Raw genomic sequence first — 26673 nt, forward strand, 5'->3', positions numbered from 1 at the left:
GAAATTTATAAGATGAATGCACAAATGAAAAACAAGAATCTAGTATTATTATTCCTTCTTCTGATGGTGGAAGGAGGGCTGCTTTCGGCAGCAGCACAGAGCAAATCGTCGGTTTATAAGCCTTGGAGTCATGGACAACTGAAAGTAAGTAAAGAGAACCGTTATCTGATGAATGCGGACGGAACTCCTTTTTTCTGGTTGGGGGATACGGGATGGCTGTTGCCCGAGAAACTGAATAGAGATGAGGCTGCTTATTATCTGGAACATTGTCGTCAGGCAGGTTTCAATGTGGTGCAGGTACAGACTATAAATGGAGTTCCTGCCATGAATTTCTATGGCCAGTATTCCATGATAGATGGTTTCAATTTTAAGAATATAGACAGAAAAGGAGTTTACGGGTATTGGGACCACATGGATTATATTATTCAGAAAGCTGAGCAGAACGGCATTTACATAGCGATGGTATGTATCTGGGGAGGGCTTGTGCGCTCCGGAAAGATGAATGTTGAAGAGGCCAAAGCGTATGGTAGATTTTTAGGTGAACGATATAAAGATGCTCCTAATATTATTTGGGTAATCGGTGGAGATACTTATGCTGACCGGAATACTGAGATTTGGGAGGCGTTGGCGAATAGTATTCTTGCTGTGGACGAGAATCATATCATGACCTTTCATCCGTTTGGTCGTACATCCAGTGCTACCCATCTGAATAATAAGGAGTGGATGGATATGAATATGTTCCAAAGTGGACACAGGCGTTATGGCCAGAAAAAAGGAGATGGTGATACTTCTGTTACGGGATTGGAGGAAGACAATTGGCGTTATGTAGAAGAGGCTTTGTCCATGACTCCACTGAAGCCTGTTCTGGATGCAGAACCCAGTTATGAAGGTATTCCTCAGGGATTGCATGATCCTGCCCAGCCACGCTGGCGTGACTGTGATGTGAGACGCTATGGATATTGGTCTGTTTTTGCGGGCTCTTGCGGACATACATACGGACATAATAATATCATGCAGTTCTTGAAACCGGGTACACCCGGTGGGTATGGAGCTGATGGAATAGAGAAACCTTGGTATAAAGCAATGCAGGATCCCGGCTTCAATCAGATGAAATATCTGAAGAATCTGATGTTAACTTTCCCTTATTTTGAACGTGTACCGGATCAAAGTGTAATTGCCGGTACGAATGGGAATCGTTATGACAGAGCCATTGCGACTCGAGGAAAGGATTATTTGTTAGTATACAATTACTCCGGAAATCCGATGTCTGTTGACTTGACTAAAATCAGTGGCGCAAAAAAGAAAGTATGGTGGTATAGTCCTAAAGATGGAAAACTTTCTTTTATAGGAGAATTTGATAGTAAAATTACTCCTTTTACCTATGACGGCAGTTATAATCGGGATAATGACCAGGTATTAATTGCTATAGATTCAAGCAAGAATTATATTTCTACCGAATGGCTGGAACTTCCTATGGTAAATCAATAGCATTTTTAAGGAATACAGCCAAAAAGTCTTATTAAGTCTTAATGAAACGGGAAAAGTCAATGCGGAAATTGTAATTTTGAAAAAACACATTTACAAATGAAACGCATTGGCTTGTTCTTATTCTTTTGTATTCTTTCCTTGCATGGCATAGCTCAGGTTGAAAATGACAAGGATACGCTCATCATCCGGCAAGATAAAATCAATGAGTTTATCAATGAGATGAATGAGGCTGATAAAAGTATGGATTTTATAAACGAACCTCCTACGTTGACACCTCCCGTTTTATCTGATACGTTGCGGATGCCAAAATTTGATTTTACTCCCCGTGAAGAAATGCCTAAGATATCCCCTTATACTTTTTCCGGAAATCCTTTCGGACATGATTATATAGATGGACGTGCTTATCAGATTAATAGTACAGGGATTCTGAGTGGTTATCATTCCTTTCAAGGGTTGCCTTCTATAGGTGAGGCACGTAATGCCGGAGTGATGTACACACAGCGTCTCAATGATTTTATAACCGTGACGGGAGGAGTATATGCTGCTAAATACAATGTATATGGAGTCCGCTTTAATGATTTAGGTGCTAAGGGAAGGTTGTCTTTTCGCATTAATGACAGAATGAAGATCAATATGTTCGGCACATACTCGGTGTATAACGGATATGGTATGACTCCCGCTTCACAGCTTTTTATGAACCAGAATTCATACGGAGGCACTTTGGAATTTAAAATATCGGATAGTTTCGGAATTGAAGCGGGAGCAGAGAGGGAATTTAATCCGATGACCCGTAAATGGGAAACCCATCCTATTATTATGCCAGTATTCTATAAATAATAATTTGTGTATCTTTACGGCATGAATGAAGAGATAGAAGAATATTACGAAGAGTTATACAGGCTTTATGTAGATGAAAACCAGCCATTGGAACGCCGTTACAGGCAATTGCGTGAATCATTGGAGCGTGTGGTGCGTGAAAAGATACAAGGGAATAGTTTGCAGACCACTGATTTGGCCGCCCGTATTAATTATGTAGCCACTCAATATGGGCTGGATCTGAAAGAACAGAATCAGTTACATACCTTTCGTCTGACTTCCAATGATATTTTGAACCATCGTAAGTCTCCTGTAAAAGAAGAGTTCCTGCGTGATTTGCGTGCAGTGGCATACGCATATAGGAAGATGTTTGCACAGGATATTCCATTGAAGTTGTTCTCAGTTCTTCCCAAGCAGGAAATAGCATCTTCAGGGAAAAAAGAAAAGATGGAATACATCCGCCGCATCCGTGTATGCTTTGATTATGCCGATGATACCTATTTGTATGTACATCCTGTAGATGTAATAGCTGATGAACCTATACGAGTTGTTTATAATAAACCCGGTATCAATCATGAATTTGAAGAAACCATAAAGGAACTTTGGCGATATGCCCAGCTTAATCTGCTGGATGTTTCTGTAGATAGGGATGGAATTTATACCCCTTCTTTTATCGTATTGGAACCGGATTATTTGATAGATATCAGTTCATTGGCGGAATGTTACAAGGATTATGGCAGCCATCCGGCAAACTATTTTTTGAGCCGGCTGGTGCCGATTGATAATGCCCGCCCTTTGCTATTGGGAAATATAGCCAATCTGTTCCTGGATGAATGGATACATGCAGGTGAGGAGGAGCCGGACTATATAGACTGTATGAAGAAGGCATTCCGGCAGTATCCCATTGAACTGGCTGCTTGTGCCGAACTTCGTGACCCGTCCAAAGAGAAAGAGTTTGCCAAGGATTGCCGGATGCATTTTGAGCATATACGGGACGTTGTACAACACACTTTTTTGGAGCCGGGGTATAATCTGGATAAAAAGGAGGCTGTGCTGGAACCGTCCTATATTTGCGAGGCGTTGGGCATTCAGGGACGTCTGGACTATATGCAGCGGGATATGAGCAGCTTTATAGAAATGAAATCGGGCAAAGCGGATGAATTCTCCATGCAGGGAAAAGTGGAACCCAAGGAAAATAATAAGGTTCAGATGCTGCTATATATGGCAGTGTTGGAATATAGCATGGGACAGGACCGGCGGCGTATGCATCCCTATTTGCTTTATACCCGTTATCCTTTATTGTATCCGGCCAGAGCATCGTGGGCTCAGGTAAGGCGGGTTATCAATTTGCGTAACCGTATTGTTGCTGCCGAGTATGGGGTACAATTCCATAATCATCCTGATTTTACACGCAACTTGTTGGCACAAATCAATCCGGAGGTGGTGAATGAAAGAAAACTGAGCGGCAGATTCTGGGAACAGTATTTGAAGCCCTCTATCTCGCGTTTCCGGGAGAAGCTGTCGGCGTTGGAACCTTTGGAGCAGGCCTATTTTTATACGCTTTATAATTTCATTACAAAAGAACTTTATACCTCCAAATCGGGAGATGTGGATTATGAAGGACGTGCAGGGGCTTCAGCTCTTTGGCTGAGTACACTGGATGAGAAACGTGAGGCGGGAGAGATATTATATGATTTGCAGATAATGGAAAATAGGGCATCACAGGCTCATAAGGCTTATATACTTTTGTCTATTCCGCAATATGATGAAATGTTTCTTCCCAATTTCCGTACAGGAGATGTGGTTGTGTTGTATGAGCGTAATAATGACTTGGATAATGCGACCAATAAAATGGTTTTTAAGGGTAATATTGAGCAGATTACAGATACAGAATTGCGTATTCGTTTACGTGCTACCCAACGTAATGCTTCCGTTTTTTCTCCGGACAGTCGTTATGCTGTAGAACATGATACGATGGATACTACATTTCGCAGTATGTATTTGGGACTCTCCGCTTTTCTGGATGCGAATACGGAAAGACGGGAATTATTGCTGGGACAACGGCCTCCCCGCTTTGATTCGTCTTTTGATGAAGCTATAGCGCTGACCGGTGATGATTTTGAGAGGGTGGCGTTGAAAGCTGAGTCGGCCCGTGATTATTTTCTTCTGGTGGGACCTCCCGGAACAGGAAAGACTTCGAGGGCGTTGCGTAGAATGGTGGAACATTTCTATGCAGCATCATCTATGCAGATATTGTTACTGGCTTATACCAACCGGGCTGTTGATGAAATTTGTCAGTCACTGTCCTCTATCACCCCCTGTATAGATTATATACGGGTGGGAAGTGAGCTTTCCTGTGATGTACGTTTTAGAGGACATCTGTTGGAGAATATATTGGCGGAATGTAACAGTAGGAGAGAGGTGAATATCCGTATGGCAGATTGCAGAGTATATGTTGGAACCGTGGCCTCTATTGCGGCTAAAGCTGAACTTTTTAAATTAAAACGTTTTGATGTAGCCATAGTGGATGAAGCCACCCAAATATTAGAACCCCAATTGTTGGGTATTCTGTGTGCCAAGTTTGCCGATGAAAGAAATGCAGTGGGTAAATTTATCCTGATAGGTGATCATAAACAGTTGCCTGCCGTTATTTTGCAGAATAGCGGACATTCTGAAGTGCATGATGAGGGACTTAGGGAAGCCGGACTTTTTAATTTAAAAGATTCTCTGTTTGAGCGGCTTTATCGTTTTCATTTAAAAGAAGAATCTCCTAAAGCGATAGATATGCTTTGCCGTCAGGGGCGTATGCATCCGGGAGTGGCTTTTTTTCCCAATAAAGCATTTTATGCCGGAAAATTGGAGGCTTTGGGATTACCTCATCAGTTGGAGCACATAGAGGCTCCGGTACGTTTTATCCCTTCGAAGCAAGATTTGGAGAGCGTTTCCGGAAAAACAAACAGATATGAGGCACAGATTGTCGCCGGTTTAGCCAAAGAGGTGTATCTGGCTCATGAAGAGGAATTTGATCCGAATCGAACGTTAGGGGTCATTACTCCTTATCGAAGTCAGATTGCTTTGATACGTAAAGAGCTTCAGGCATTGGCTATTCCTGCTTTGAGTAGGATTTCCATTGACACTGTGGAACGGTATCAGGGCAGCGAACGTGATGTCATTATTTATTCTTTTTGTGTGAATCACCTCTATCAATTAAGGTTTCTGCCCAACCTGACAGAAGAGGACGGTGTACAGATTGACCGTAAGCTGAATGTCGCTTTAACGCGTGCACGCAAGCAGCTTTTTATCACAGGAGTCCCTGAAATATTAAGTCATAATTCTATCTATCAATATCTTCTGAAAACTATTTATTAGGGAAAAAAATACCACAGGCTACTTAGGTGTGTAGTCTGTGGTGAATTCTTTAATTAGGCATCAACCGGTTTGTATTTGGGGACCAATGCTTTCATGATAATCCAACCAACCAAATAAGCTACGGCACATACACAGAATATGATGAAGTAGCCGGCAGGTTTTCCTTCGAATCCCATAAAAGTCATATTCGTTTCTGCTGCATAGTCAAACAGTCTGCCAGATCCCATATTAATACAGAATGAACCTATACCACCTGCCATACCACCAATACCTACGATAGTAGCGATGGTGCTTTTGGGGAACATATCACCTACTACAGAATAAATATTGGCAGACCATGATTGGTGTGCAGCACCTGCAATACCGATAATAATGATAGGATACCAATATGAATAATTGCCTAAAGGTTGGGCAAACAATGCCAGCAGTGGGAACAAGGCAAAGATAAGCATAGCCTGCATACGGGCTGCATATGGATTCTTACCTGTTTTATTAATGATAATAGTAGGTAACTTACCACCATAAATAGATAACATGGTAATAGCATATAATACGAAAATCAACATTTGTGCGGTACCCGTATCTGAAGCGAAACCGTATACATCCGAAATATATGCCGGAGTCCAGAACAGGAAGAACCACCATACGCCATCAGTCATGAACTTACCGACAAATACAGCCCATGTTTGGGGAAATTTGAAACATTGCAAGAATGAAATCTTCTTGTTGTCGAAGTCGTTGGCAGCAGCTTGTTGTTCTGCTGATTCTTCAGGATTGTTGTTGTCTTGTTCGATATATTCCAGTTCGGCAGCATTCACGCGAGGGTTGACATTGGGTTTCTTATAGAGGAACATCCAAAGTCCCATCCAAATGAATCCTAAACCACCGATAACGATGAAAGCCATTTCCCATCCGTTGCCCACACCAATACTTTGGAAATAACGTGCCAAAGGAGGAATAGTGATCGGAGCGGCTAAAGCACCTACTGTAGAACCTGCATTAAAGATGGAAGTGGAATATGCACGGTCCTTTTTCGGAAAATATTCGGCTGTTACCTTAATAGCTGCTGGGAAGTTTCCTGCCTCACCTACACCTAATACGATTCGGGCAGCGATAAAGTAATAAACGCTGGTAATAGCGATAGTTGAAGCGACGGCTCCTGTTGCAGAAAGCATCTCTTCTGCGTTATGAATACCTAATGTTTCTTCGGTTGCCCAACCGCACAATGCATGAAGACAAGCTCCTAAGGACCAGACAAAGATAGCCCAGAGATAACCTTTTTTAGTTCCCATCCAGTCAATGAAACGACCGGCGAACAGGTTGGCAATGGCATACACTATAGAGAAAATAGCTGTGATATCTCCGTAATTCGAATCCGTCCAGTGAAATTCCGGAGCAATGAAGTCTTTCCAGGTTAGTGAAAGCACCTGACGGTCGAGGTAATTGACTGTAGTGGCAAAGAATAGCAGACCACAGATTATCCATCTGAAGTTTGTCATCTTCTCACCTACTTTTTGAAATGTACTCATGATAATAGATTTAATTATGTTTTTCTTATTAGACGCAAAAATAACCATTCTGTACCTATTCTCTATGCAAAAATTGGTGGAAAGCCTGTATAAATCGGTACAATGGTAAGATTTCTAAAAAAATCATTCTGAATGTCGCAAAAAAAACTGAAAACGAGTTGATTTCTTGCAACATTCAGAATGACAAGAGTTAATGAGTAATGGTGTGTACCATTCTACTTATCTCATATCTGTGTATTTTATTTCATCCTTGTCACTGTATTTCAGGTTTTCACCTCCCATACCCCAAATAAAGGTATAGTTGCTGGTACCTGCAGCGGCATGGATAGACCATTCGGGAGAAGTGATAGCTTGTTCATTGTGTAACCATACCAGACGCTCTTCTTGCGGTTCGCCCATCAGGTGGCAAATGGCATTTCCTTCAGGCAGGTTGAAATAGAAGTAGGCTTCCATACGACGGGTATGTGTATGGGCCGGCATGGTGTTCCATACAGAACCCGGAGCCAGTTCAGTAAGTCCCATCTGTAATTGGTTTGTACCACCGTTTTTCACTCTTTCCAATACATCTTTTACAATTAACTGGTTTACAATACGGTCGTTGCTATCTTCCATTTTTCCATAATGATCTGAGATAGCTAAAGCATACTGTTTAGGATTTGCTTTTTGAAGCTTGGCGTCGGTAGTGATCAATTGAGTAACGTATGGCTTGTAAGCCGGTGCCGAATTGATATAGAATTTAGCCGGTTTGGCAGCGTCATTACTTTTAAAAGTAACTTCTTTATTCCCGCAACCTACATAGAGGGCTTCCTTGTATTTCATAGGATATTCTTTACCGTCTACAGTAACTACGCCATCACCGCCTACATTGATGACTCCTAGTTCACGCCGTTCAAGGAAGTAAGTGATTTCCGGACCCAGTTCACGGAAAGTTTCCAGCTTCAAAATTTTGTTTACCGGCATAGCTCCTCCGTAAATAAGACGGTCGTAAAGGGTGTATGTAACATTGATCTCATCCGGCGCCATCACCTTTTCCATCATAAATGAACTACGCAGACGTTCTGTATCATAGTGTTTCACATCTTGCGGATGGCAAGCGGTCTGTACTTTGTAATTTACTTGAGCTGAAGCTGCCAAGGCAGAAACACTCAGCATCATTGCAATCGCTAATTTTTTCATAATCATTATCTTTAAATTTTAATTTTTCATTGTTTTCTGGTATTTAATGATAGAACGACGGTTCAGCACCATTAAGAATAGTGTTATCAGTACTAAAATTCCGGAACCAATCCATTTGAATGAATAAGTCAAATGGAAAATAGCCCATGAGAAAGGACTTGAAGCAAAATCCAACGCACCACCTTCAAAACCAGACGGGATGTTTACGGCAGCATCTTGTGTCTTGGCGTATACATCATGTGCTGCTTTGGTGAAATAAGGAGCCAGATCTGTTACAAAATACAGACCGATGGCCAGCACAACAAAACCAATGATGAAAGTCTTTACTACATTTCCTTTTGTGATAGGTAATATCAATGGGAATACATAGAACATGCCAGCTAATGAAGCCAATGGCAAGAATTCATTGCCCGGAAGCACCACTGCCAATAAGATAGTAACAGGGATTAATAGTAATGATACAACCAACGTGGCCGGATGTCCGATCACCAAGGCAGGACTCATACCGATATTTAAGCCTACAGCACCCTTAAACTTCTTGGCGATCAGTTCGCGGGTAGCGTCCGAAATGGGTTTCAACCCTTCGATGAACAGGCTGGTAATACGGGGAATCAACTCCATTACCGCTCCCATCTTGATACCTAAACCTAGAATATAAGGAATCTTGTCTACTATTTCTTGTCCGTTCTTGCAAGATAATGCACCGATGCCACATCCTACCAGGATACCCAAGAAGAGAGGTTCGCCTAATAAACCGAATTTCTTTTTCATACCTTCCGCATCAATGTTCAGCTTTTCAAATCCGGGAATTTTGTCCAATACCTTATTTATAATGAGAGCGAATGGTACGAAACCTGCACAGAAGGGCTGCGGAATAGAAATACCTTCCATTTTATCATAGAAACCTTGAAATTTGTCTGCTGTGTAATCTGCTAAGATTAATGTGATGATATAACAGATAACAGCAGCGAAGAATCCCCACAAAATACTATCTGTTGCAAAATAAACTACGGCTCCGATAAAAGCGAAATGCCAATAGTTCCATAAATCAATATTAACCGTACGGGTGGTTTTAGTCAATAACATTAAGATGTTAACGGCCAGACATACCGGAATGATGAATGCCCCTACGGAAGTGTTATAAGCTACGGCTGCAGCAGCAGGCCATCCCATATCGAATACTTTCAGTTGCAGGCCATATATTTCGACCACTTTGCTTAAGGCCGGACCCAGACTGCTGGTCAGAAGTGCGGTAACCACTGATAGACCAACGAAACCAACACCTACCAACAAACCGCTTTTTAATGCTTTGCTGAATTTGATTCCGATACAAACGCCTAAGATTGTAAAAATTATAGGCATCATCACCGCTGCTCCTAAACCGATGATATAACTAAAAACTTGTTCCATTCTCTTGTGAATTAATAGTAAATGACTGTGTTTTCTACAATAGTATAAATTAAAAACTGCCCCAAAAATAAAACCTTTTCTCAACTTATCAAACCTGAAAGACATAATAATTAGTAAAAAGACAATTTTTGAACGATTTTTATCGTTATCGTGCACAAAAATAACCGTTTTCGCACACGAATACCAAATAATACACTTAGTAGGTTGAAAAGTGCACACTGCTTTTCGAGGAAAATACTACTTTTGTTTCATAAAATAAATAGGTCTAATACTAAAAATAAGTGTCTTCATGAAAAAGAATTCTATTTGTAAAATTATTGTGTCCGGTTTGCTTGCGGCTGTTCCTTTGATTGGCATGGCTCAGCAGGTTTGTGGTAATAAGCCTTGGTCTGTACGTATGGCGGAATCAGAAATGGTGCGTTGTCCCGAATCTTGGCAATTGGATTTTCAGACCCGTTTGAAGTGGGATTACTGTCATGGCCTGGAACTTCAAGCTATGCTGGATGTATATGATGCATACGGTGATAAAAAGTTTTTTGATTATGCTGTGGCTTATGCTGATACAATGATTCATCAGGATGGCTCTATCGAAACTTATAAACTGGAGGAATATAATATTGACCGTCTGAATTCCGGCAAGATGCTTTTCCGTATTTATGAGCAGACTAAGGACGAGAAATACAAGAAAGCATTGGATTTGTTGCGCAGTCAGTTGGATACGCATCCTCGTAATGCCGATGGCGGTTTCTGGCACAAGAAGATTTATGAGAATCAGATGTGGCTGGATGGGCTTTATATGGGGCAACCATTTTATGCGGAGTATGCTTACCGTAACAACCGCGTGAATGATTATGCTGATATTATCAATCAGTTTGTCACAGTGGCCCGCCATAATTATGATCCGAAGACAGATCTATACCGTCATGCATGTGATGTGAGCAAGCGTGAAAAGTGGGCGGATAAAACTACCGGGTGGTCACAACACTGTTGGGGACGCGCCATGGGATGGTATGCAATGGCTTGTGTGGATGTACTCGATTTTATACCGGAACACGAAGCCGGACGTGAATCTGTTATCGAAATATTGAATAAACTGGCTGCCCAGATTAAACGTACTCAAGATCCAGCAACAGGGGTATGGTATCAGGTGATTGACAGAAGCGGGGATGAGGGGAATTATCTGGAATCCTCTTGTTCTACCATGTTTGTATATACTCTGTTGAAAGCGTTACGTAAGGGATATATTTGTCCTTCGTACATGGAAGTGGCTAAAAAGGGATATGAAGGGCTTTTGACCCAATTTATAGAAGTGGATGATAAAGGTGTGGTTTCTATTACTAAAGGTTGTGCTGTTGCAGGTTTGGGAGGCAAGCCGGTGTATCGTACCGGAGATTATAATTATTATATAACTGAAAAAATACGTTCTAATGATGCGAAGGCAGTAGGTCCGTTTATTATGGCCAGTCTGGAATGGGAACGTTTGTTTCAGAAAAACAGTTGTGGAACTGCATGTGAATAATAGGAGGTGATACGATGAGGAAAGTTTTAGGATTATTGTTGCTATTGTCTGTTGTAAGCGCAGCATGGGCTCAGGAACGTCAGGATACAATTGTAGTCTCACGTGATGGAACGGGGAATTTTCGTACTTTGCAGGAGGCTATAGAGAGTGCGCGGGCTTTCATGGATTATACTGTTACGATCTATGTGAAGAACGGAGTATACAAGGAGAAAGTGATTGTTCCTTCATGGGTGGAAAATATAGATATTATAGGTGAAGATCGTGATAAGACGATTATTACTTATGATGATCATGCGAATATAAATAAAATGGGTACTTTCCGCACTTATACGGTGAAGGTAGAGGGCAGTGATATCACTTTTAAAAATTTGACTATTGAGAACAATGCGGCTCAGTTGGGACAGGCGGTAGCTTTACATACGGAAGGTGACCGTTTGAAATTTATCAATTGTCGTATCTTGGGCAATCAGGACACTATTTATACCGGTGCTAAATTTACCCGTCTTTATTTCAAGGATTGTTATATTGATGGTACTACCGACTTTATTTTCGGTCCTTCCACCGCTTTATTTGAAGATTGTATTATTCACAGTAAACGCAATTCGTATGTAACGGCTGCTTCCACTCCGAAAGAGGCTAAATATGGATATGTCTTTAAGCACTGTAAGCTGACGGCAGAACCGGGAGTGGATAAAGTGTATTTAGGTCGTCCTTGGCGTCCATATGCTTATACTTTATTTATAGAATGTGAATTGGGGAAACATATTGTTCTTGCCGGATGGCACAATTGGGGTAAGCAGTCTAATGAAGAAACCGCCCGTTATATGGAATATAAAAATACCGGTGAGGGCGCAAATGCTTCGGAAAGGGTGGCGTGGAGCAAACAATTAACAAAGAAAGAAGCTGAGGCGGTGACGGTCGATGCTATTTTTCGTACTCAAAGTGATTGGAACCCAATAGACTAGATTGATTTTGTAATTGCTTGAAAAGGAGACTTCTACGTTGGTGGAGGTCTCCTTTTTTTGTTGTACTGAATAATTGGATCCCGTAAAAAATACCTAATAAATCCACATAAAAAGATAAAAACTACACATCAAGGTAATGTTATATCCATAATTTTGCAACAGTGAAACTAAGGTCAAAACCTTAAAAAACATTTTAATAACTATAAAAACACATCTTATGAATCTAAAAGAATTAGCTAGAAAAGCTGTCTCAACTCTCTTTTTGAGTATGCTTTGTTTGGTTGCTTTTGCTCAAGGTCGTCAGGTGAACGGTACTGTTAAAGATGCAGCAGGTGAACCGATGATTGGTGTAAACGTCTTGGTAAAAGGAACGACTAATGGTACCATTACGGACTTCGATGGTAATTTTTCGCTTTCTGGGGTTAAAGACAATGATGTTTTGTCTGTAACTTATATAGGTTATATTACTCAAGAAGTGAAAGTGGGTAATCAAAAAACAATTAATGTCGTACTGAAAGAAGATACCGAAACTTTGGACGAAGTTGTGGTTATTGGTTACGGTACTGTGAAGAAACGTGACTTGACAGGTTCAGTAGCTTCGGTAAGTAATGAAGCTTTAGTTGCCAACCCGGTTGCCGATGTTTCTCAGGCTTTACAAGGTAAATTGGCAGGTGTTTCTGTCGTTTCTCAAGATGGTCGTCCTGGAGCTTCCGTTTCTATTCGTGTACGTGGAGGAGGCTCTATTTCACAAAGCAATGATCCTCTTTTTATAGTGGATGGTTTCCCGGTTAGTTCTATTTCTGATATTCCTGCAGATCAGATTGTGTCAATTGATGTCTTGAAAGATGCTTCTTCAACAGCTATTTATGGTGCTCGTGGTGCAAATGGTGTGATTTTGGTTACGACTAAAGGTGCGGATAAAGATAGGGTTTCTGTATCATATAGTGGATATTATCAAAGTAAATGGGCTGCAAAGACTCCAGAACCTATGTCTGCTCAGGATTATGTAAAACATACTTGGGGATATGGAACTGCATTGGGAATGGGAGATCAGATGGCTAGTTATTTTGGTTTAGGAGAAAAATATGGTAATCATTATAGTGAATATGCGAATATGGATTCCCATAATTGGACTGATGATATGCTTCGTACAGCTAGTGCTCAAAATCACAATGTGACCATAAATGGTGGCAGTGAAAAAACGAAAATATCATTTTCTGTTAACTATCTGAATGATGATGGTATTAAAATAAAATCAGGCTATGAACGTTTCTCTACTAACTTGAAATTGAAACAAGAGTTGGCAAAAGGACTGAGTTTTGAATTGGATGCACGTTACGTCAGCACTAATGTTGAAGGTAAAGATGAGGCTAGAAGTGGACGTGGTTCTCTTTTATCTTCTGCTTATCAGTATCGTCCGATTGATACTCCTTTAGGAAACGGTGACGATGCTTTGTTCCAGATGGGATCTAAGAATATTGAGGTGGGTGCCAATCCTGTTGGTCTTACTAATGCTATCACTGATTTGACAAATCGCCAAAATATCCGTGCAAATGCTGCTTTGAACTGGGAGATTATTAAAGGTTTGAAAGCTCGTACAGAATTTGCGATTGGTCACGGATGGAGTGAGGGTAAATATTACGATGATGGTTCTGCTTCTTCTGCTGATAATTTTACTAGAGGATATAAATATGCTAAGTTGACAAAAGGCAATACTGAAAATTGGCGTTCTGTTACTACAGTGAATTATGAAGTACAAGGTTTGGGAGATAATCATAATCTTTCTTTCTTGTTGGGTAACGAAGTCATTAAAAATACGGGTGCTTCAAGTGAAATGATTGGTGCCGGATATTCGATGGCTGAAAGCTGGGACATGGATCGTGTCTTTGGTATGTTCAATATGTATCAAGCTGGTCATGCCGATAATTCTTATTCAAATAAAATTAATACTCCTTCTACTACGGTTTCTTTCTTTGGACGTGGTAACTATTCGTTGAAGGGACGTTATTTATTGACTGCTACATTACGTGCTGATGGCTCTTCTAAGTTTGGTCCCAATCATCGTTGGGGATATTTTCCTGCTGGTGCTTTTGCATGGCGTATTTCTGATGAACCATTCTTTCAGCCATTGGCAAGAGTTGTTGATAATTTGAAATTGCGTCTTTCTTATGGACTTGCGGGTGCTGATAATATTGATGCTAGTTTATGGCGTGAAACTTGGAAAACAGGAACTACTACTTATAATGGTAATGTGGTCTCCACTTATGAACCGAACGGAATGAAAGCTAATCCAGACTTGAAATGGGAAACTACTACTTCACGTAATATTGGTTTTGATTTTGGATTGTGGGGAAGCCGTTTGTCTGGTACTTTGGATTTGTATTGGAATACAACAAGTGATTTGTTGATGCGTCAAGAAATTGATTCTTCTACAGGTTATAGCTATCAGTATCGAAATATTGGTCAGACTTCTAACAAAGGTGTTGAATTGGCTTTGAATTATCATTTGATTCGTACTAAGGATTTTAATTTGAACGTATCGGCGACTTATAACTTCAATAAGAATAATATTGATGAGTTAGATGGTGGTAAAGATATTTACTATAATAGTGGATGGGGGTCTTCAGCACAACATCCTTCATATGACTATGTTCTGTCAGAGGGCAAACCTGTAGGTGTTATTCGAGGTTTCAAAAGTGCCGGTTTCTATACGGTAGATGATTTTGATTATGTGGATGGCGTTTATAAATTAAAAGCAGGTATACCTGATATCTCAACTGCAGCTACTGGTACTTATCGTAGACCATCAGAACTGCAAGTGGCAGATGGTCAGATTGCCTTTCCTGGCGCTTTGAAATTACAGGATGTTGATAAAAGTGGTATTGTTGACTTGGATGATGTTGTTGATTTGGGTGAAGTCCAAGCAAAACATACAGGTGGTTTTTCTTTAAATGGTAATTATAAAAATATTGATTTTGGAGCTAATTTCACTTATCAGATTGGAGGAAAAGTATATAATGTTGCTACAATGAGTCAGCTTAGTGGTGGTAAAGAAACTGGTTTGGGACTTAATAAGTATAAAGATTTGGCAGGTGCTTTTCAATTGTATGATATACAGAATGGAAATTTGGTACCGGTAATAGAGCCGACAGCTTTGAAACAATTAAATGCTAATGCTAAATATGCTCTTCCTTATTATGAAGATGCCCCTATATTATCTGATTATGTAGAGGATGCTTCATATTTGCGTTTGAATACATTGACTGTCGGTTATACTTTGCCAAAAGCATGGACAACAAAAGCATACATGCAGAAAGTACGTATATATGTCACGGGAGGTAATTTATTCTGCATTACAGGTTATTCAGGTCTTGATCCTGAAGTAAACTCAGATCCGGATAAAGCCAAGTCTTATCCTACTCTTGGACTTGACTGGGGGGCATACATGCGTGCTCGTACATTTACGGTGGGTTTGAATGTTGAATTTTAATTTGAAGTCTAATAATTAAAAAACACGTAACGATGAAAAAAATATTATATACAATGATGGGTGTAGGAATGCTGTTTGCTGCTACATCTTGTGAAGACTTCTTGGATACTTCTTCACCTTCAGAGGCTGATGTGGATTTTGTATTTTCTGAAGCGTCTACTGCCCGTGCCGCACTTTATAATGCTTATGAAAAGTGGCGTGGAAATGCAGGGGTACATTCTAATGGCGTATTTTATGACTTGGTGGTTTGTGGTTCTGATGCAGAGCGTCATCCTGAGGCTTATGCATCACAAATAGCTCGTCATGTTCCTGAAAATTTATATGGTTATTCAGATGCTACTTTTACAAAGAAGGGACCTTCTAACTATACTATTTCTCAATATGGTAATGCAAAAGGAACTTGGGAATCACTGTATGCTATTATTGCTACAACAAATACATTGATTTCTGCTGTGGAAGGGTCTTCTGCTTTTGCTGGATTTGCGACTCAGGACGGACCATCTGAATTGAGTCAGATTTATGGTGAGGCTGTCGCTTTGCGTGCTACTTGTTATCATGAACTGATTCGTTTTTATGGAGATATTCCTCATCAGCTTCAGGCTGGTGAAGAGGCCAGTGAGATAACTCCCCGTGATGTGATTGCGGAATATCATATTAATAAATTGAAAGAGGTTGAGCCTTTAATGTTTAGAGCGGGAGAATCTTCGGGGATTGATAAGACTTTCATGACTAGAACTTATGTACAAGGCTTGATTGCTCGCATGGCTTTGATGGAAGGTGGATATCAGACTCGTCGTTCTGATTTTGGAAATGATTATTATAAGGATCTTGACGGTAATGTATTGTCTTTTGAGAAAGCAGGCGAAACATCAGCTACTCAGTGTTTTTATGGTCGCCGTACAGATTGGGAGAAGTTTTATAAGATTGCAGAAACTTATCTTACTTCTGCTGTAAATAATTCTGGTACTACAGCTTTGCAGGTTAATGACCCTAGAAGCAGTGATAAGAAGACATTTGGTAATCCTTATCAGTATGTATTCCAACAAATGATGGATGAAACGATTGCAGATGAAAATGTATATGAAATTCCTGAAACTCGTGGTAAGCAGGGTGAACGTCCTTATGCATTCGGACGTCCGTCGTCTGGTGGCGGTTCTGCTGCTTATCCTTGTAAGAACTATGGTCAGAGCCGTTTCCATGCAGTTTATTATTATGGTGATTTTGATCCGAATGATATGCGCCGTGACGTTACATGTACGGTGACCGGTTCGACTGGTGATGGCTCTGAGAAGATTATTCCTTTTACTATGGGCTCTGTAGCTAATAATGGTGGTATTGCTTTGAATAAATGGGACGAGAATCGTCAAGCTAATCCTTGGGTTATTAAGAGCCGTCAGGCTGGTATCAATACTCCTTATATGCGTTTTTCGGATATCATTTTGATGTTGGCTGAAGTAAAAGCAGCATTGGGTGATGACGCTTCTGCCAAGCAATATTTGTCTATGGTTCGTAATCGTGCTTTTGCTTCTACATCAGAAGCTAATGTAGATGGCTTTATCAGTAAATGTGGTTCTGTATTGGATGCTGTCCTTGAAGAACGTAAGTTGGAGTTTGGTGGTGAAGGTATCCGTCGTTATGATTTGATCCGTAATAATAAATTGGGAATGGCTATTGATAACTTCCATAAGCGTACTAGTGCAATGATTAGTGATTTAAAATCTAAAGGTTATCATACTTTTGATAATGGTAATACTATTTCATCCTATATTTGGGTTAAAAAAGTAAATCCTGCAGATTTTGGAGTAAATTATAGACTGACTACGACCTGTACTGATAAAACGAATCCGGTACTCTTTCCAGGTTGGAGAGGTCAGAACGATGATTGGGCATCTGTAGCTGCTTCTAATGGGACTTCAACGAAGAATCTTACAGCTGGGAATGTTACTAATCTTGCTATTAAAGGATTGTTTGAATATATCGATCCGAATGGAAGTGAGGCTAAAGCTTTAGAAGCTGATGGATATACTAAACAACCATGGGGAGCAAAAATCGTAGAATTGGAAAATGAATATAATTCGTATGTATTTAATGGATACATTGCAGGTGAGGCTCCTATTTACTTAATTCCTTATCATCCTGATGTTATCAAGAATTCAAACGGTGTTTTAACTAATGGATATGGTTTTGGTCAAGAATAAGAGATCGTAAGTAAATGAAAAGAGGATGTGTCAAAACGACACATCCTCTTTTTTGTTTTATTAAGAATGTATTTCTAAACAAGTATTCCCGTCATTATAGCATTAATAATTTGAACTCAAGGTTTACTCTCTTGACGTTTGTAATTTCTGCTATCACTTCTATACTTCCCTATCTATAGATGATTCGGCAAAATGGTGGAAGTAGTGGCAGCAAAGTAATAAACCTTTGTTATAGGAAGTTACAATAAAAAATCAATCTTTTTCTTGATAGGTTAGTTCGTGTGTTGCTAAATTATGCACATAAAAGACCAATTTTTACCTTATTTTTCTTTGATTGCTTTTTACTTTTGTATCAAGATATATTTTTATCTGATACGAAATGAAATTAAAAATTTTAGTAAGTGCAATAGTGAGCATTATTATATGGCCGGCAAGTATTACGGCACAAAGTGAATTGATTCCAATGATAGAAATACCCGCAGGAAATTTCTATATGGGAACTTTGGGTGAAGATGAGAATTATGATGAAGCACCTATGCATAAGGTGTATATATCCAAACCATTTAAAATGGGGCTGACCGAAGTGACTAATGCGCAATATGAATTGTTCTGCCCTAAACACAAGTTGCTGCGTGGTAAAAATGGTTTTTCAAGTGAAGATGACGAAGCGGTGGTGTTCGTAACTTATCAAGATGCCGTTGCCTTTTGTGACTGGTTGACCCAGAAAGAAGGAAAAACTTATCGTCTGCCTACCGAAGCTGAATGGGAATATGCATGTAAGGCAGGCCGTTACTGGAATTTCTATATGGATGACAAGCTTCCTGCCGCCTGGCAAAAGAATCAAGTGATAGCGGCTACTCCCAAACCCTTGTCTTTGAAAGTGGCACAAACTCCTCCTAACGAATGGGGGCTACATGATATGTGTGGAAATGTGGAGGAATGGTGTTTGGACTGGTATGGGCCCTATATAGACAAGGAACAGACTGATCCTGTCGGCTATTCGGACGGTATAGCACGGGTGACTAGAGGAGGTAGTCATAATACACCGATGAAATATCTCCGTTCGGCAAACCGTATGGCTATGTTGCCGGAGGACAAACATGCAATGACAGGCTTTCGGGTGGTACAGGCAGAGTATCCGCAGACCGCTCCGCTTTCTCAGCCAAAAGATGAGTATGCCGTGTCTCAGATAAAATGGGATTGGACTTCTCAGTGTATCACGGAACCTGTCTTCACTGCTCCTTTGGTTTATGTGCATGAACCGGATGCGCATAGTGGAACGCCTTTTTTCAAGCATAATCATCAGCCGGCATTGACTTGGTGTGATAATGGAGACTTGTTGGCTGTGTGGTTTTCTACCAATGAAGAAAAAGGCCGTGAGATGGTGGTGCTCTCTTCGCGCTTGCGTGCCGGAAGCCGTGAATGGGAAAAGCCTCGTATGTTTTATCAGATAGCTGATCGTAATTTGACCGGAACTGCATTGTTGAACGACCGCCAAGGGACTCTTTACCATATCAATGGAGTGGAAGCGGCCGGACATTGGCAGAATTTGATGATGACTTTGCGTACAAGTACAGATAATGGACAAACTTGGAGTAAACCTCGTATGATTGCTCCAGAGCATACGAGACGCCATCAAGTGATAGCCGGAACCTCTATTACAAAGGAAGGCTGGTTTGTTCAGGCTTGTGATGCCGGACCCGGTGGAAGAGACGGGGCTGCTGTTCATATCAGTAAGGATAAGGGAAAAACTTGGACGGACCCGTGGAATGGAGCGCCCTTGCCCGATTTTAAAGAGGGAGGGACAGGTACCACTATCGCCGGAATCCATGCCGGAGTGGTGCAATTGAAGGATGGCAGATTGATGGCATTGGGACGTAACAATAGTATTCGTGATAAAGAAGGACGTCTACGTATGCCTATGAGTGTATCTGATGATATGGGAAAGACTTGGCATTATTCCGCTTCGGAATTTCCACCCATTGATGGAGGACAACGGCTGGTATTGATGCGTTTGAATGAAGGTCCTATTTTGCTGATATCTTTTACTGAACATCCTTATCGTACTCCGAAAGAGGAGCGTGGTATGATGTTTACTGAAAAATCAGGAAAGCCTTTTAAAGGATATGGCATGTACGCTGCTTTGTCATACGATGAAGGTAAGACCTGGCCTGTAAAACGTTTGTTGACTGATGGCACTTATCGTTTCCTTAATGGTGGGGCTTGGACTCAGTTTTTTGAAATGGATGAGAATCATGCTGAACCTCGTGGCTACCTGGCCGGAACACAAACACCTGATAATATGATTCATTTGATAACGAGCCGCTTTTATTATAAGTTTAATTTAGCTTGGTTGAAAGAAAACTAGTATAATAAGGTAAAGAGTATATATGAAAAACATTTTATCTGTTTGCGCATTTTTGCTAGTCTTTGGGATGCTCCCTTTATGGGGCAGTTCCAAGATTCTTTAAATGAAGATCAAACTATTGTACGTATTTGGGAAGGTGATAATTAGGATCCTTCTATTGTCCGTTATGGAAAGTCTTATTATCTGGTCCATTCTTCTTTTGTTTATATTCCGGGACTGGTAGTTTACACGTCGGATGACTTGGTCAATCTATGCTTATGAGAACGGATTTCAAACATTGGGTTGTCAGGATCCTTTTATGTGAATTGGTTCAGAAGGAGAATGGTTACATTTGAAAGAAGGAGTTATTTCTTTACCTGTACCGGATCACTTAATATGCTAATTTGCCGTATGGTTCTGCTATGTTCGCATGTCAATTGGCCTATTAGCAAATTGGCAAATTAGCACATTATTCAAAATTTGCACATAATAGACCAATTTTTACCTTTTTGTTCCCTGTCTCCTGTTTACTTTTGTATTAGAACAAATCTTAATCTATACAAAATGAAACATTTACATTTTCTTGCTTTTGCCTTGTGCTGGCTTGTATGGGGACATCTGTTAAAAGCACAAAGTATTGATCATTATAGTTCGTTAGATCCTTCGCAACCTATAGAATTTAAAGGAAACTGCCTTCGTTATGCAGATAAAGAAATTATTTTAGGTCCGAAAACATTTTTTGTTGATGGGCAGTTGTCCGATAGGGAAGTGGCGGGTAATCCTTATGTTTTTAATAGTTTCAATAAAGCTGCCGCTAATTTCTCAGCTGGTACGGAAGCGGAACCTATGAAAGTTTATTTGGCTCCTTATGTCTATTGGATTGATGATCCAGATGACCCTGCTATTCGTGTTGGTAAAGACGGCCGTGAACCGTTCGGCTTGGTTGTTAAATGCCCTTATCTCCATATTATCGGATTGAATACTCATCCTGAAAATACAGTCCTGGCATCCAGTCGTGGACAGACACAGGGGGCTGTCGGTAATTTCACCATGTTTGATTTTTGGGGAGACGGTCTGTTAGTAAAGGACTTGACCATGGGGAATTTCTGTAATGTCGATTTGGAATACCCTCTGAAGAAGGAATTAAGCAGGAAGAAAAGAATGTCTGCCATCACTCAGGCACATGTCGCTTATTGTCATGGCGACAAGATTGTGGCGGATAATGTACATTTCATCAGCCGCTTGAACATGAATCCGTTGAATGGCGCCAAGCGGATACTTTTTAATAAATGCCACATGGAAAGTACGGATGACGCATTGACCGGAACAGGGGTTTATCTGGATTGTACACTTCATTTTTATGGTCAGAAACCTTTTTGGAGAAGTGATATGGGCGGAGCTGTATTTTTGAACTGTGACTTTTATGTATGTCATGAGGAAGACCGGCAATATTTTTGTAAGTCGGTCGGGCCGTTAAGTATTGTCGATTGCCGTTATCATTCGAAGAAGCCGGTTTATGCGGGCTGGACACATGATCCTACAGATTGGTTGCGTTGTTACCAATACAATGTGAAACTGAACGGGCAACCTTATGTAATAGGGGCTGACAAGCCTTATAATACGGTTTGCATGGATCAGCTGAAGCAACTGAAAGCTTTCCGGCTGGAAGAGAATGAAGAGGTAGTTTATAATACTTACAATTTATTGAGAGGAGAGGATGATTGGGATCCTCTTCAGGTGAAAGACCGTGTCATTGCTATAGGTAAGCGGGATGGAAGGGATTATACCCGGATGCCCTCCTGTCTTTCTGTAGAGCCTTTAACGGCTTCCATCCAGACTGGTGGCCGGACGGTCAAATTGACTGCAACAGTAAAAAGGCATTGCAACTATGTACTGAATAATGTTCCCGTGAAGTGGAAAGTACAACAAGGTTATGAAAAGGATGTGAAATTATCTACTTCCGAGGGTTATGAATGTGTTGTCGAGGCAACTAATACGGAGGATGAAACAAAACATTTCACTGTGATAGCCTATACAGAGGATGGCTTGGAATGTGCGACGGAACTTACGGTTGCTCCCGATTATGTACCGGCTCCCTCGTTTACGGAAGAGCCGGAATTGAATATTGCTAAAGGAGTAGCTACTGTCAGTTATGCTTTAAATTTGAATGGGCGCAAGGATGAATCATTGATAACCTGGTATAGATGTACGGACAGGAACGGGACTGATAGACTTCCGGTTTCTGTATCCCGCTTGAATGAACCGGAATATTCCTATACGTTGGTAAAAGAAGATGTTGGTTATTATCTGATGGCAGCTATCGCTCCCAAGCATCTGCGTTGTTTGCCGGGGGAAGAACGGATTGTTGTTTCCAATTCTCCGATAAAGAAAGGGCAAGTGAATATCACTCATATATTTGAAACGGATTTTCAGAACTTTCCATGTAAGAATCAACCACAACTTTTACCGGGATTTTGGACGATTGGTGGATATAAGCCTTTGGATACGGCAGCATACGATTGGCAGGTAGTTCCGGATAAGGATTATTGGATTTATGGACCTGGAATGAATGGTTCTCACGGAACCGGTTTGTTGCAGGATCAGAAAGGAGCCCGTTTGCTGTATACTCCATTGGATGGCAGCTATGGAGATATGGCAATCACATTGAATGTGGATGCCAGTAAAACAGCAGGACAAGGTTTTGGTAGTGCTACAGGACAGTATTTGGATTTGTATATCAAGTTTGATACCCGTACTTTAACGGGATATGCATTGCGTATCATTCGTACGACCAAGTATAGTAATGCGGTTGATTTTATTTTGATGAAATATGAGAACGGGGTGGCTGAAGCCATCAGTCAACCGGTGTCTTCTACCTGCTATCGTACAAATTGTACTCTGACATTGACTGCTAAAGGAGGAAAATTGACAGCACATGCTTCAACAACGACTCCGCTTCCGGCGCCTGTAACTGATCCGAACTTGAAACTTTCGGTAGATTTGGAGGCGGATATAGCCTCGAACACTTTTGGGGGCACCGGTATCCAGCATACGGGCAGTTGTGGTGAAAGTACAACGATGCTGCATTATATGAAGGTGGAATGGGAATAGAATGATTAAGACTTGAATTTAATACTGATGAATCTATGGTTACATTAAAATCGTTTTTAGGTATGATTGCCGCAGTTCCTTTTATAATGGCGTGTAATCAGACAGGGCAGGTCAATGCAACACTTTTTCCTGCTTCCGGTTCGGAAAATGTCAATCCGGACACTCATTTGGTTCTTACTTTTTCCGAAACTCCTGTCCTTGGAGATTCCGGTATGATACGGGTTTATGACGCAGTTACTGACCAAGTGGTGGACAGTTTGGATTTGAGTATTCCGTCTGGTCCTACGGAGAGCCGTACGTATGGTCCGGAATGTGATTATACAAAAGTGCCTTATGACTATACTCGTACCGTTATGCCTACCAATAAAGATACTCGTCCGGGTACTCCTTCGGGAACGGCGGAACCTACTCCTCCTGTGTACCAGCTTACTATTATAGGGGGATTTACGGATGCCTTTCATTTTTATCCCGTCATCGTGCGTGATTCTATAGCTACTATTTATCTACACAATAATATGCTGGAATATGGGCATACTTACTATGTGACTATAGATAATGGTGTGTTAAATTTAGCTGATGGCAGTTTTCAAGGAGTCACTAAAGAAGATGAGTGGATTTTCACTACTAAATCTGACATGCCGGAACTTTCAGATACATTGATTGTGGATGTTGCAGGAAAAGGAGACTTTAATACAGTTCAGGGAGCCTTGGATTTTATTCCTGATTTTAATGAACAACAGACTGTGATTTTAGTTAATCCCGGTGATTATGAAGAATTGGTCTATACAAGAAATAAATGGAATGTTAAAATTAAAGGAGCAGGAATGACCGATACTAAAGTACATTATGCAAATAATGAAGTCTTTAATCCTCATCCGCTGACTGTGAAAACCAATGAGTGGCCCGGTACATTTCCTTCCCGTCGGGCGGCTTTCATGCTTGATAATTGCAAGGATATAGTCATTGAGGATATGACCATTGCTACAGATTTAAAAGGTCAGGCAGAAGGGTTGTTGATTAATGGAGAAAGGATTGCTTTATACCGTGTACATATTATAGGTTCAGGAGATGCATTGCAGGCGAATGGAACAATCTATATGGAATCTTGTGAGTTGGATGGTGGTGGTGATACTATTTTAGGACGTGGCAGCTTGTTTGCTTATAAAAGTAATTTCCGTAATGGTGGCGGCCCTTTCTCATGGGTAAGAAATACGGCGGGCAATCATGGTAATGTGTTTGTTGAATGCACTTTTTCTACGGAGGATGGTAAACAGGCGGATTACGGACGTACTAAAAGTAACCACGGTTCGGCCTATCCTGATGCAGAGTTTGTCTTGATAGATTGTAAAGTGAAAAATATAATTCCTGAAGGCTGGAGTTCTATTGGAGCGAAGACTGCTAAAATGTACGAGTATAATACTTGTGATATGGTGACAGGAAATCCGGTTGATGTATCCAAACGTCATCCATATTCCCGCCAGCTGACAAAAGATAAAGATACAGAGCTGATTAACAATTATCGGAACCCTGCTTTTGTTTTGAAAGGCTGGGTGCCGGATAGTTGTATAAATGGGACGAAGTAATAATTAGTGGAGATAAGTTTGCGCATCGAATATTGAGGTATCTAATTAAATATCGGAAACAGATATGGATGATCTATTAAAGTTGGAAACAGAAACTTTTAATAAATTATATACTGATTACAGGTTACGGTTTATTCGTTTTGCGCAAACTTATATTCTCGATATTTCTATAGCTGAAGATATTGTGATGGACACTTTAGCTTATTATTGGGAACATCGAAGAGATATAAAGAACGATGAGAATATATTAAGTTATCTTTTAACGGCTATAAAGCATAAATGCTTGAACTATTTAAGACAGGAACGCTTTCATTATGAAAAGAATAATTCTTTGTCTGAACTTGCTTTATGGGAATTGGATTTTAAGATATCAGCATTATCGGCATGTGATCCTTGTGAATTGTATACTAATGAGGTGCAAGAGATTGTAAATCATACGCTTGAAAAATTGCCATCAAAAACTCGACAGATTTTTTTTATGAACAGATATGAAGATATATCCTACCCTGAAATAGCTAAAAAGTTATTTGTGAATCAAAAAACCGTTGAATATCATATAAGTAAGGCATTAAAAGCTCTACGTGCTGTCCTCAAAGACTATCTTTCTTTTTTGATTTATCTAATTTAGCAGATTTTTTTGTTTTTCGTTTAGGGTATTTCCATTCTCATGTGCTTATAGAGTAAATAATGGAAAGAAAATGAATTTATTATCGTTGTATCATTTTTTTGCAGGCAAAGCATCTGACAAGCAGAAAGAAGCTATTAAACGATGGGCTGAAAGTTCACCGGATAATTATGAGACATTATGTCGTGAAAAGAAAATATTTGATGCAGGTATTTTGTTGGTAGATAAAAAGGAACTGTTTCAAAAAGAAAATGCCCCGTTGTTATATAAGTTAATTAATTATACCGTAAAGATAGCTGCGGTTGTTCTTTTGGTTGTTGTGTCTGTTACTATTTATAAGTATCAGGAATTGGTGAAAAAATCAGAGGTATTACAAACCATACTTGTTCCTGCCGGTCAAAGAATAAACATAATTTTACCCGATAGTACGTTTGTGTGCCTTAATTCTAATACGAAATTTAGTTATCCTTCTGTTTTTGCAACAAATAATCGTAAAGTAAAGTTGGATGGAGAAGCTTATTTTGAAGTATCGGCCAATAAAAATAAGCCATTTTATGTACATACTTCAAAAGGAGAAATCAAAGTACTCGGTACTCATTTTAATTTGGAAGCTTATTCTAACGCTGATGTATTTAAGACTTCTTTGTTTGAAGGCAAAGTCCGTGTCAGAGTAAAAGGTAACAATATTTATTTGAAACCTGATCAAATGGTATGTTATCATAAAAATGGAAAAATTCATTTGGAAACCATCCACGATTATGACCAGTTCCGATGGCGTGAGGGATTAATTTGTATAAAAAGCGCAAAATTGAAGGACATCATGAAAACTTTTACTAAATATTTTGGAGATAGCATTGTTATTCAAAATAAAGAGGTGGAACATTATAAATATACAGGAAAATTTAGACAAAGTAGAGGGGTTATTAATGCGTTAAGGTTATTGCAGAAAGATGCTCCTTTTACTATAGAGCAGGATGAGGACAAACAAATTATTTATATCAAATAGAGGTTCAAATACATAAAACACAACTATATTTTTTTTAAAAC

The 26673-nt window shown here is 40.1% G+C and carries 15 protein-coding genes and 1 pseudogene; 13 read left to right on the top strand and 3 right to left on the bottom strand.

Features of this window, described 5'->3' with window-relative positions:
- Positions 1–24: 24 nt before the first annotated feature.
- The 3 genes from BVU_RS09090 to BVU_RS09100 all read left to right on the top strand — a co-directional run bounded on the left by BVU_RS09090 (position 25) and on the right by BVU_RS09100 (position 5673).
- The gene (locus BVU_RS09090; protein ID WP_005849183.1) at positions 25–1488 is read left to right on the top strand and encodes a glycoside hydrolase family 140 protein; all 1464 of its coding nucleotides are present in this window, start codon (positions 25–27) and stop codon (positions 1486–1488) included.
- Positions 1489–1584: 96 nt separating this feature from the next.
- The gene (locus tag BVU_RS09095) at positions 1585–2325 is read left to right on the top strand and encodes a hypothetical protein (protein ID WP_011965336.1); all 741 of its coding nucleotides are present in this window, start codon (positions 1585–1587) and stop codon (positions 2323–2325) included.
- 21 nt (positions 2326–2346) lie between these two features.
- Complete coding sequence (locus BVU_RS09100) at positions 2347–5673, top strand: DEAD/DEAH box helicase (protein WP_011965337.1); 3327 nt, start codon at positions 2347–2349, stop codon at positions 5671–5673.
- 53 nt (positions 5674–5726) lie between these two features.
- Here BVU_RS09100 and BVU_RS09105 read toward each other — a convergent pair whose 3' ends face one another.
- The 3 genes from BVU_RS09105 to BVU_RS09115 all read right to left on the bottom strand — a co-directional run bounded on the left by BVU_RS09105 (position 5727) and on the right by BVU_RS09115 (position 9788).
- The gene (locus tag BVU_RS09105) at positions 5727–7202 is read right to left on the bottom strand and encodes an MFS transporter (RefSeq protein WP_005842798.1); all 1476 of its coding nucleotides are present in this window, start codon (positions 7200–7202) and stop codon (positions 5727–5729) included.
- Between the two features lie 219 nt (positions 7203–7421).
- Positions 7422–8378 (bottom strand): 5-dehydro-4-deoxy-D-glucuronate isomerase, encoded by a 957-nt coding sequence (kduI, locus tag BVU_RS09110; RefSeq protein WP_008782301.1) that lies wholly within the window; start codon positions 8376–8378, stop codon positions 7422–7424.
- A gap of 18 nt (positions 8379–8396) precedes the next feature.
- On the bottom strand, positions 8397–9788 hold the full coding sequence (locus BVU_RS09115) for a PTS galactitol transporter subunit IIC (protein ID WP_005842794.1): 1392 nt from the start codon (positions 9786–9788) through the stop codon (positions 8397–8399).
- Positions 9789–10077: 289 nt separating this feature from the next.
- Here BVU_RS09115 and BVU_RS09120 point away from each other — a divergent pair, with 289 nt between their 5' ends.
- From BVU_RS09120 to BVU_RS09160, 10 genes and pseudogenes are all read left to right on the top strand, one after another.
- Positions 10078–11307 carry a glycoside hydrolase family 88/105 protein gene (locus tag BVU_RS09120; RefSeq protein WP_008669625.1) on the top strand — a complete coding sequence of 410 codons (1230 nt, stop codon included), beginning with the start codon at positions 10078–10080 and terminating at the stop codon, positions 11305–11307.
- A 14-nt stretch (positions 11308–11321) separates the two neighbouring features.
- On the top strand, positions 11322–12272 hold the full coding sequence (locus BVU_RS09125; protein WP_005849176.1) for a pectinesterase family protein: 951 nt from the start codon (positions 11322–11324) through the stop codon (positions 12270–12272).
- Between the two features lie 217 nt (positions 12273–12489).
- The gene (locus BVU_RS09130; RefSeq protein ID WP_011965338.1) at positions 12490–15762 is read left to right on the top strand and encodes a SusC/RagA family TonB-linked outer membrane protein; all 3273 of its coding nucleotides are present in this window, start codon (positions 12490–12492) and stop codon (positions 15760–15762) included.
- 32 nt (positions 15763–15794) lie between these two features.
- The gene (locus BVU_RS09135; protein WP_005849174.1) at positions 15795–17960 is read left to right on the top strand and encodes a RagB/SusD family nutrient uptake outer membrane protein; all 2166 of its coding nucleotides are present in this window, start codon (positions 15795–15797) and stop codon (positions 17958–17960) included.
- A gap of 379 nt (positions 17961–18339) precedes the next feature.
- Positions 18340–20328 carry an SUMF1/EgtB/PvdO family nonheme iron enzyme gene (locus BVU_RS09140; RefSeq protein ID WP_011965339.1) on the top strand — a complete coding sequence of 663 codons (1989 nt, stop codon included), beginning with the start codon at positions 18340–18342 and terminating at the stop codon, positions 20326–20328.
- A 22-nt stretch (positions 20329–20350) separates the two neighbouring features.
- Positions 20351–20577 (top strand): annotated as a pseudogene (locus BVU_RS22735) (family 43 glycosylhydrolase); the annotation flags it as partial.
- A gap of 294 nt (positions 20578–20871) precedes the next feature.
- Positions 20872–23418, top strand: coding sequence for a hypothetical protein (locus tag BVU_RS09145; protein ID WP_011965340.1), 2547 nt, complete (start codon positions 20872–20874; stop codon positions 23416–23418).
- Between the two features lie 35 nt (positions 23419–23453).
- Positions 23454–25001: a pectinesterase family protein gene (locus tag BVU_RS09150; protein WP_011965341.1), complete on the top strand. Its 1548-nt coding sequence runs from the start codon at positions 23454–23456 to the stop codon at positions 24999–25001.
- 64 nt (positions 25002–25065) lie between these two features.
- Complete coding sequence (locus tag BVU_RS09155; RefSeq protein WP_011965342.1) at positions 25066–25629, top strand: RNA polymerase sigma-70 factor; 564 nt, start codon at positions 25066–25068, stop codon at positions 25627–25629.
- Positions 25630–25699: 70 nt separating this feature from the next.
- Positions 25700–26632, top strand: a complete 933-nt coding sequence (locus tag BVU_RS09160; RefSeq protein WP_011965343.1) for a FecR family protein — start codon at positions 25700–25702, stop codon at positions 26630–26632.
- The last annotated feature ends 41 nt before the right edge of the window (positions 26633–26673 follow it).

The organism is Phocaeicola vulgatus ATCC 8482 (assembly GCF_000012825.1).
GTDB classification, from domain to species: Bacteria; Bacteroidota; Bacteroidia; order Bacteroidales; family Bacteroidaceae; genus Phocaeicola; species Phocaeicola vulgatus.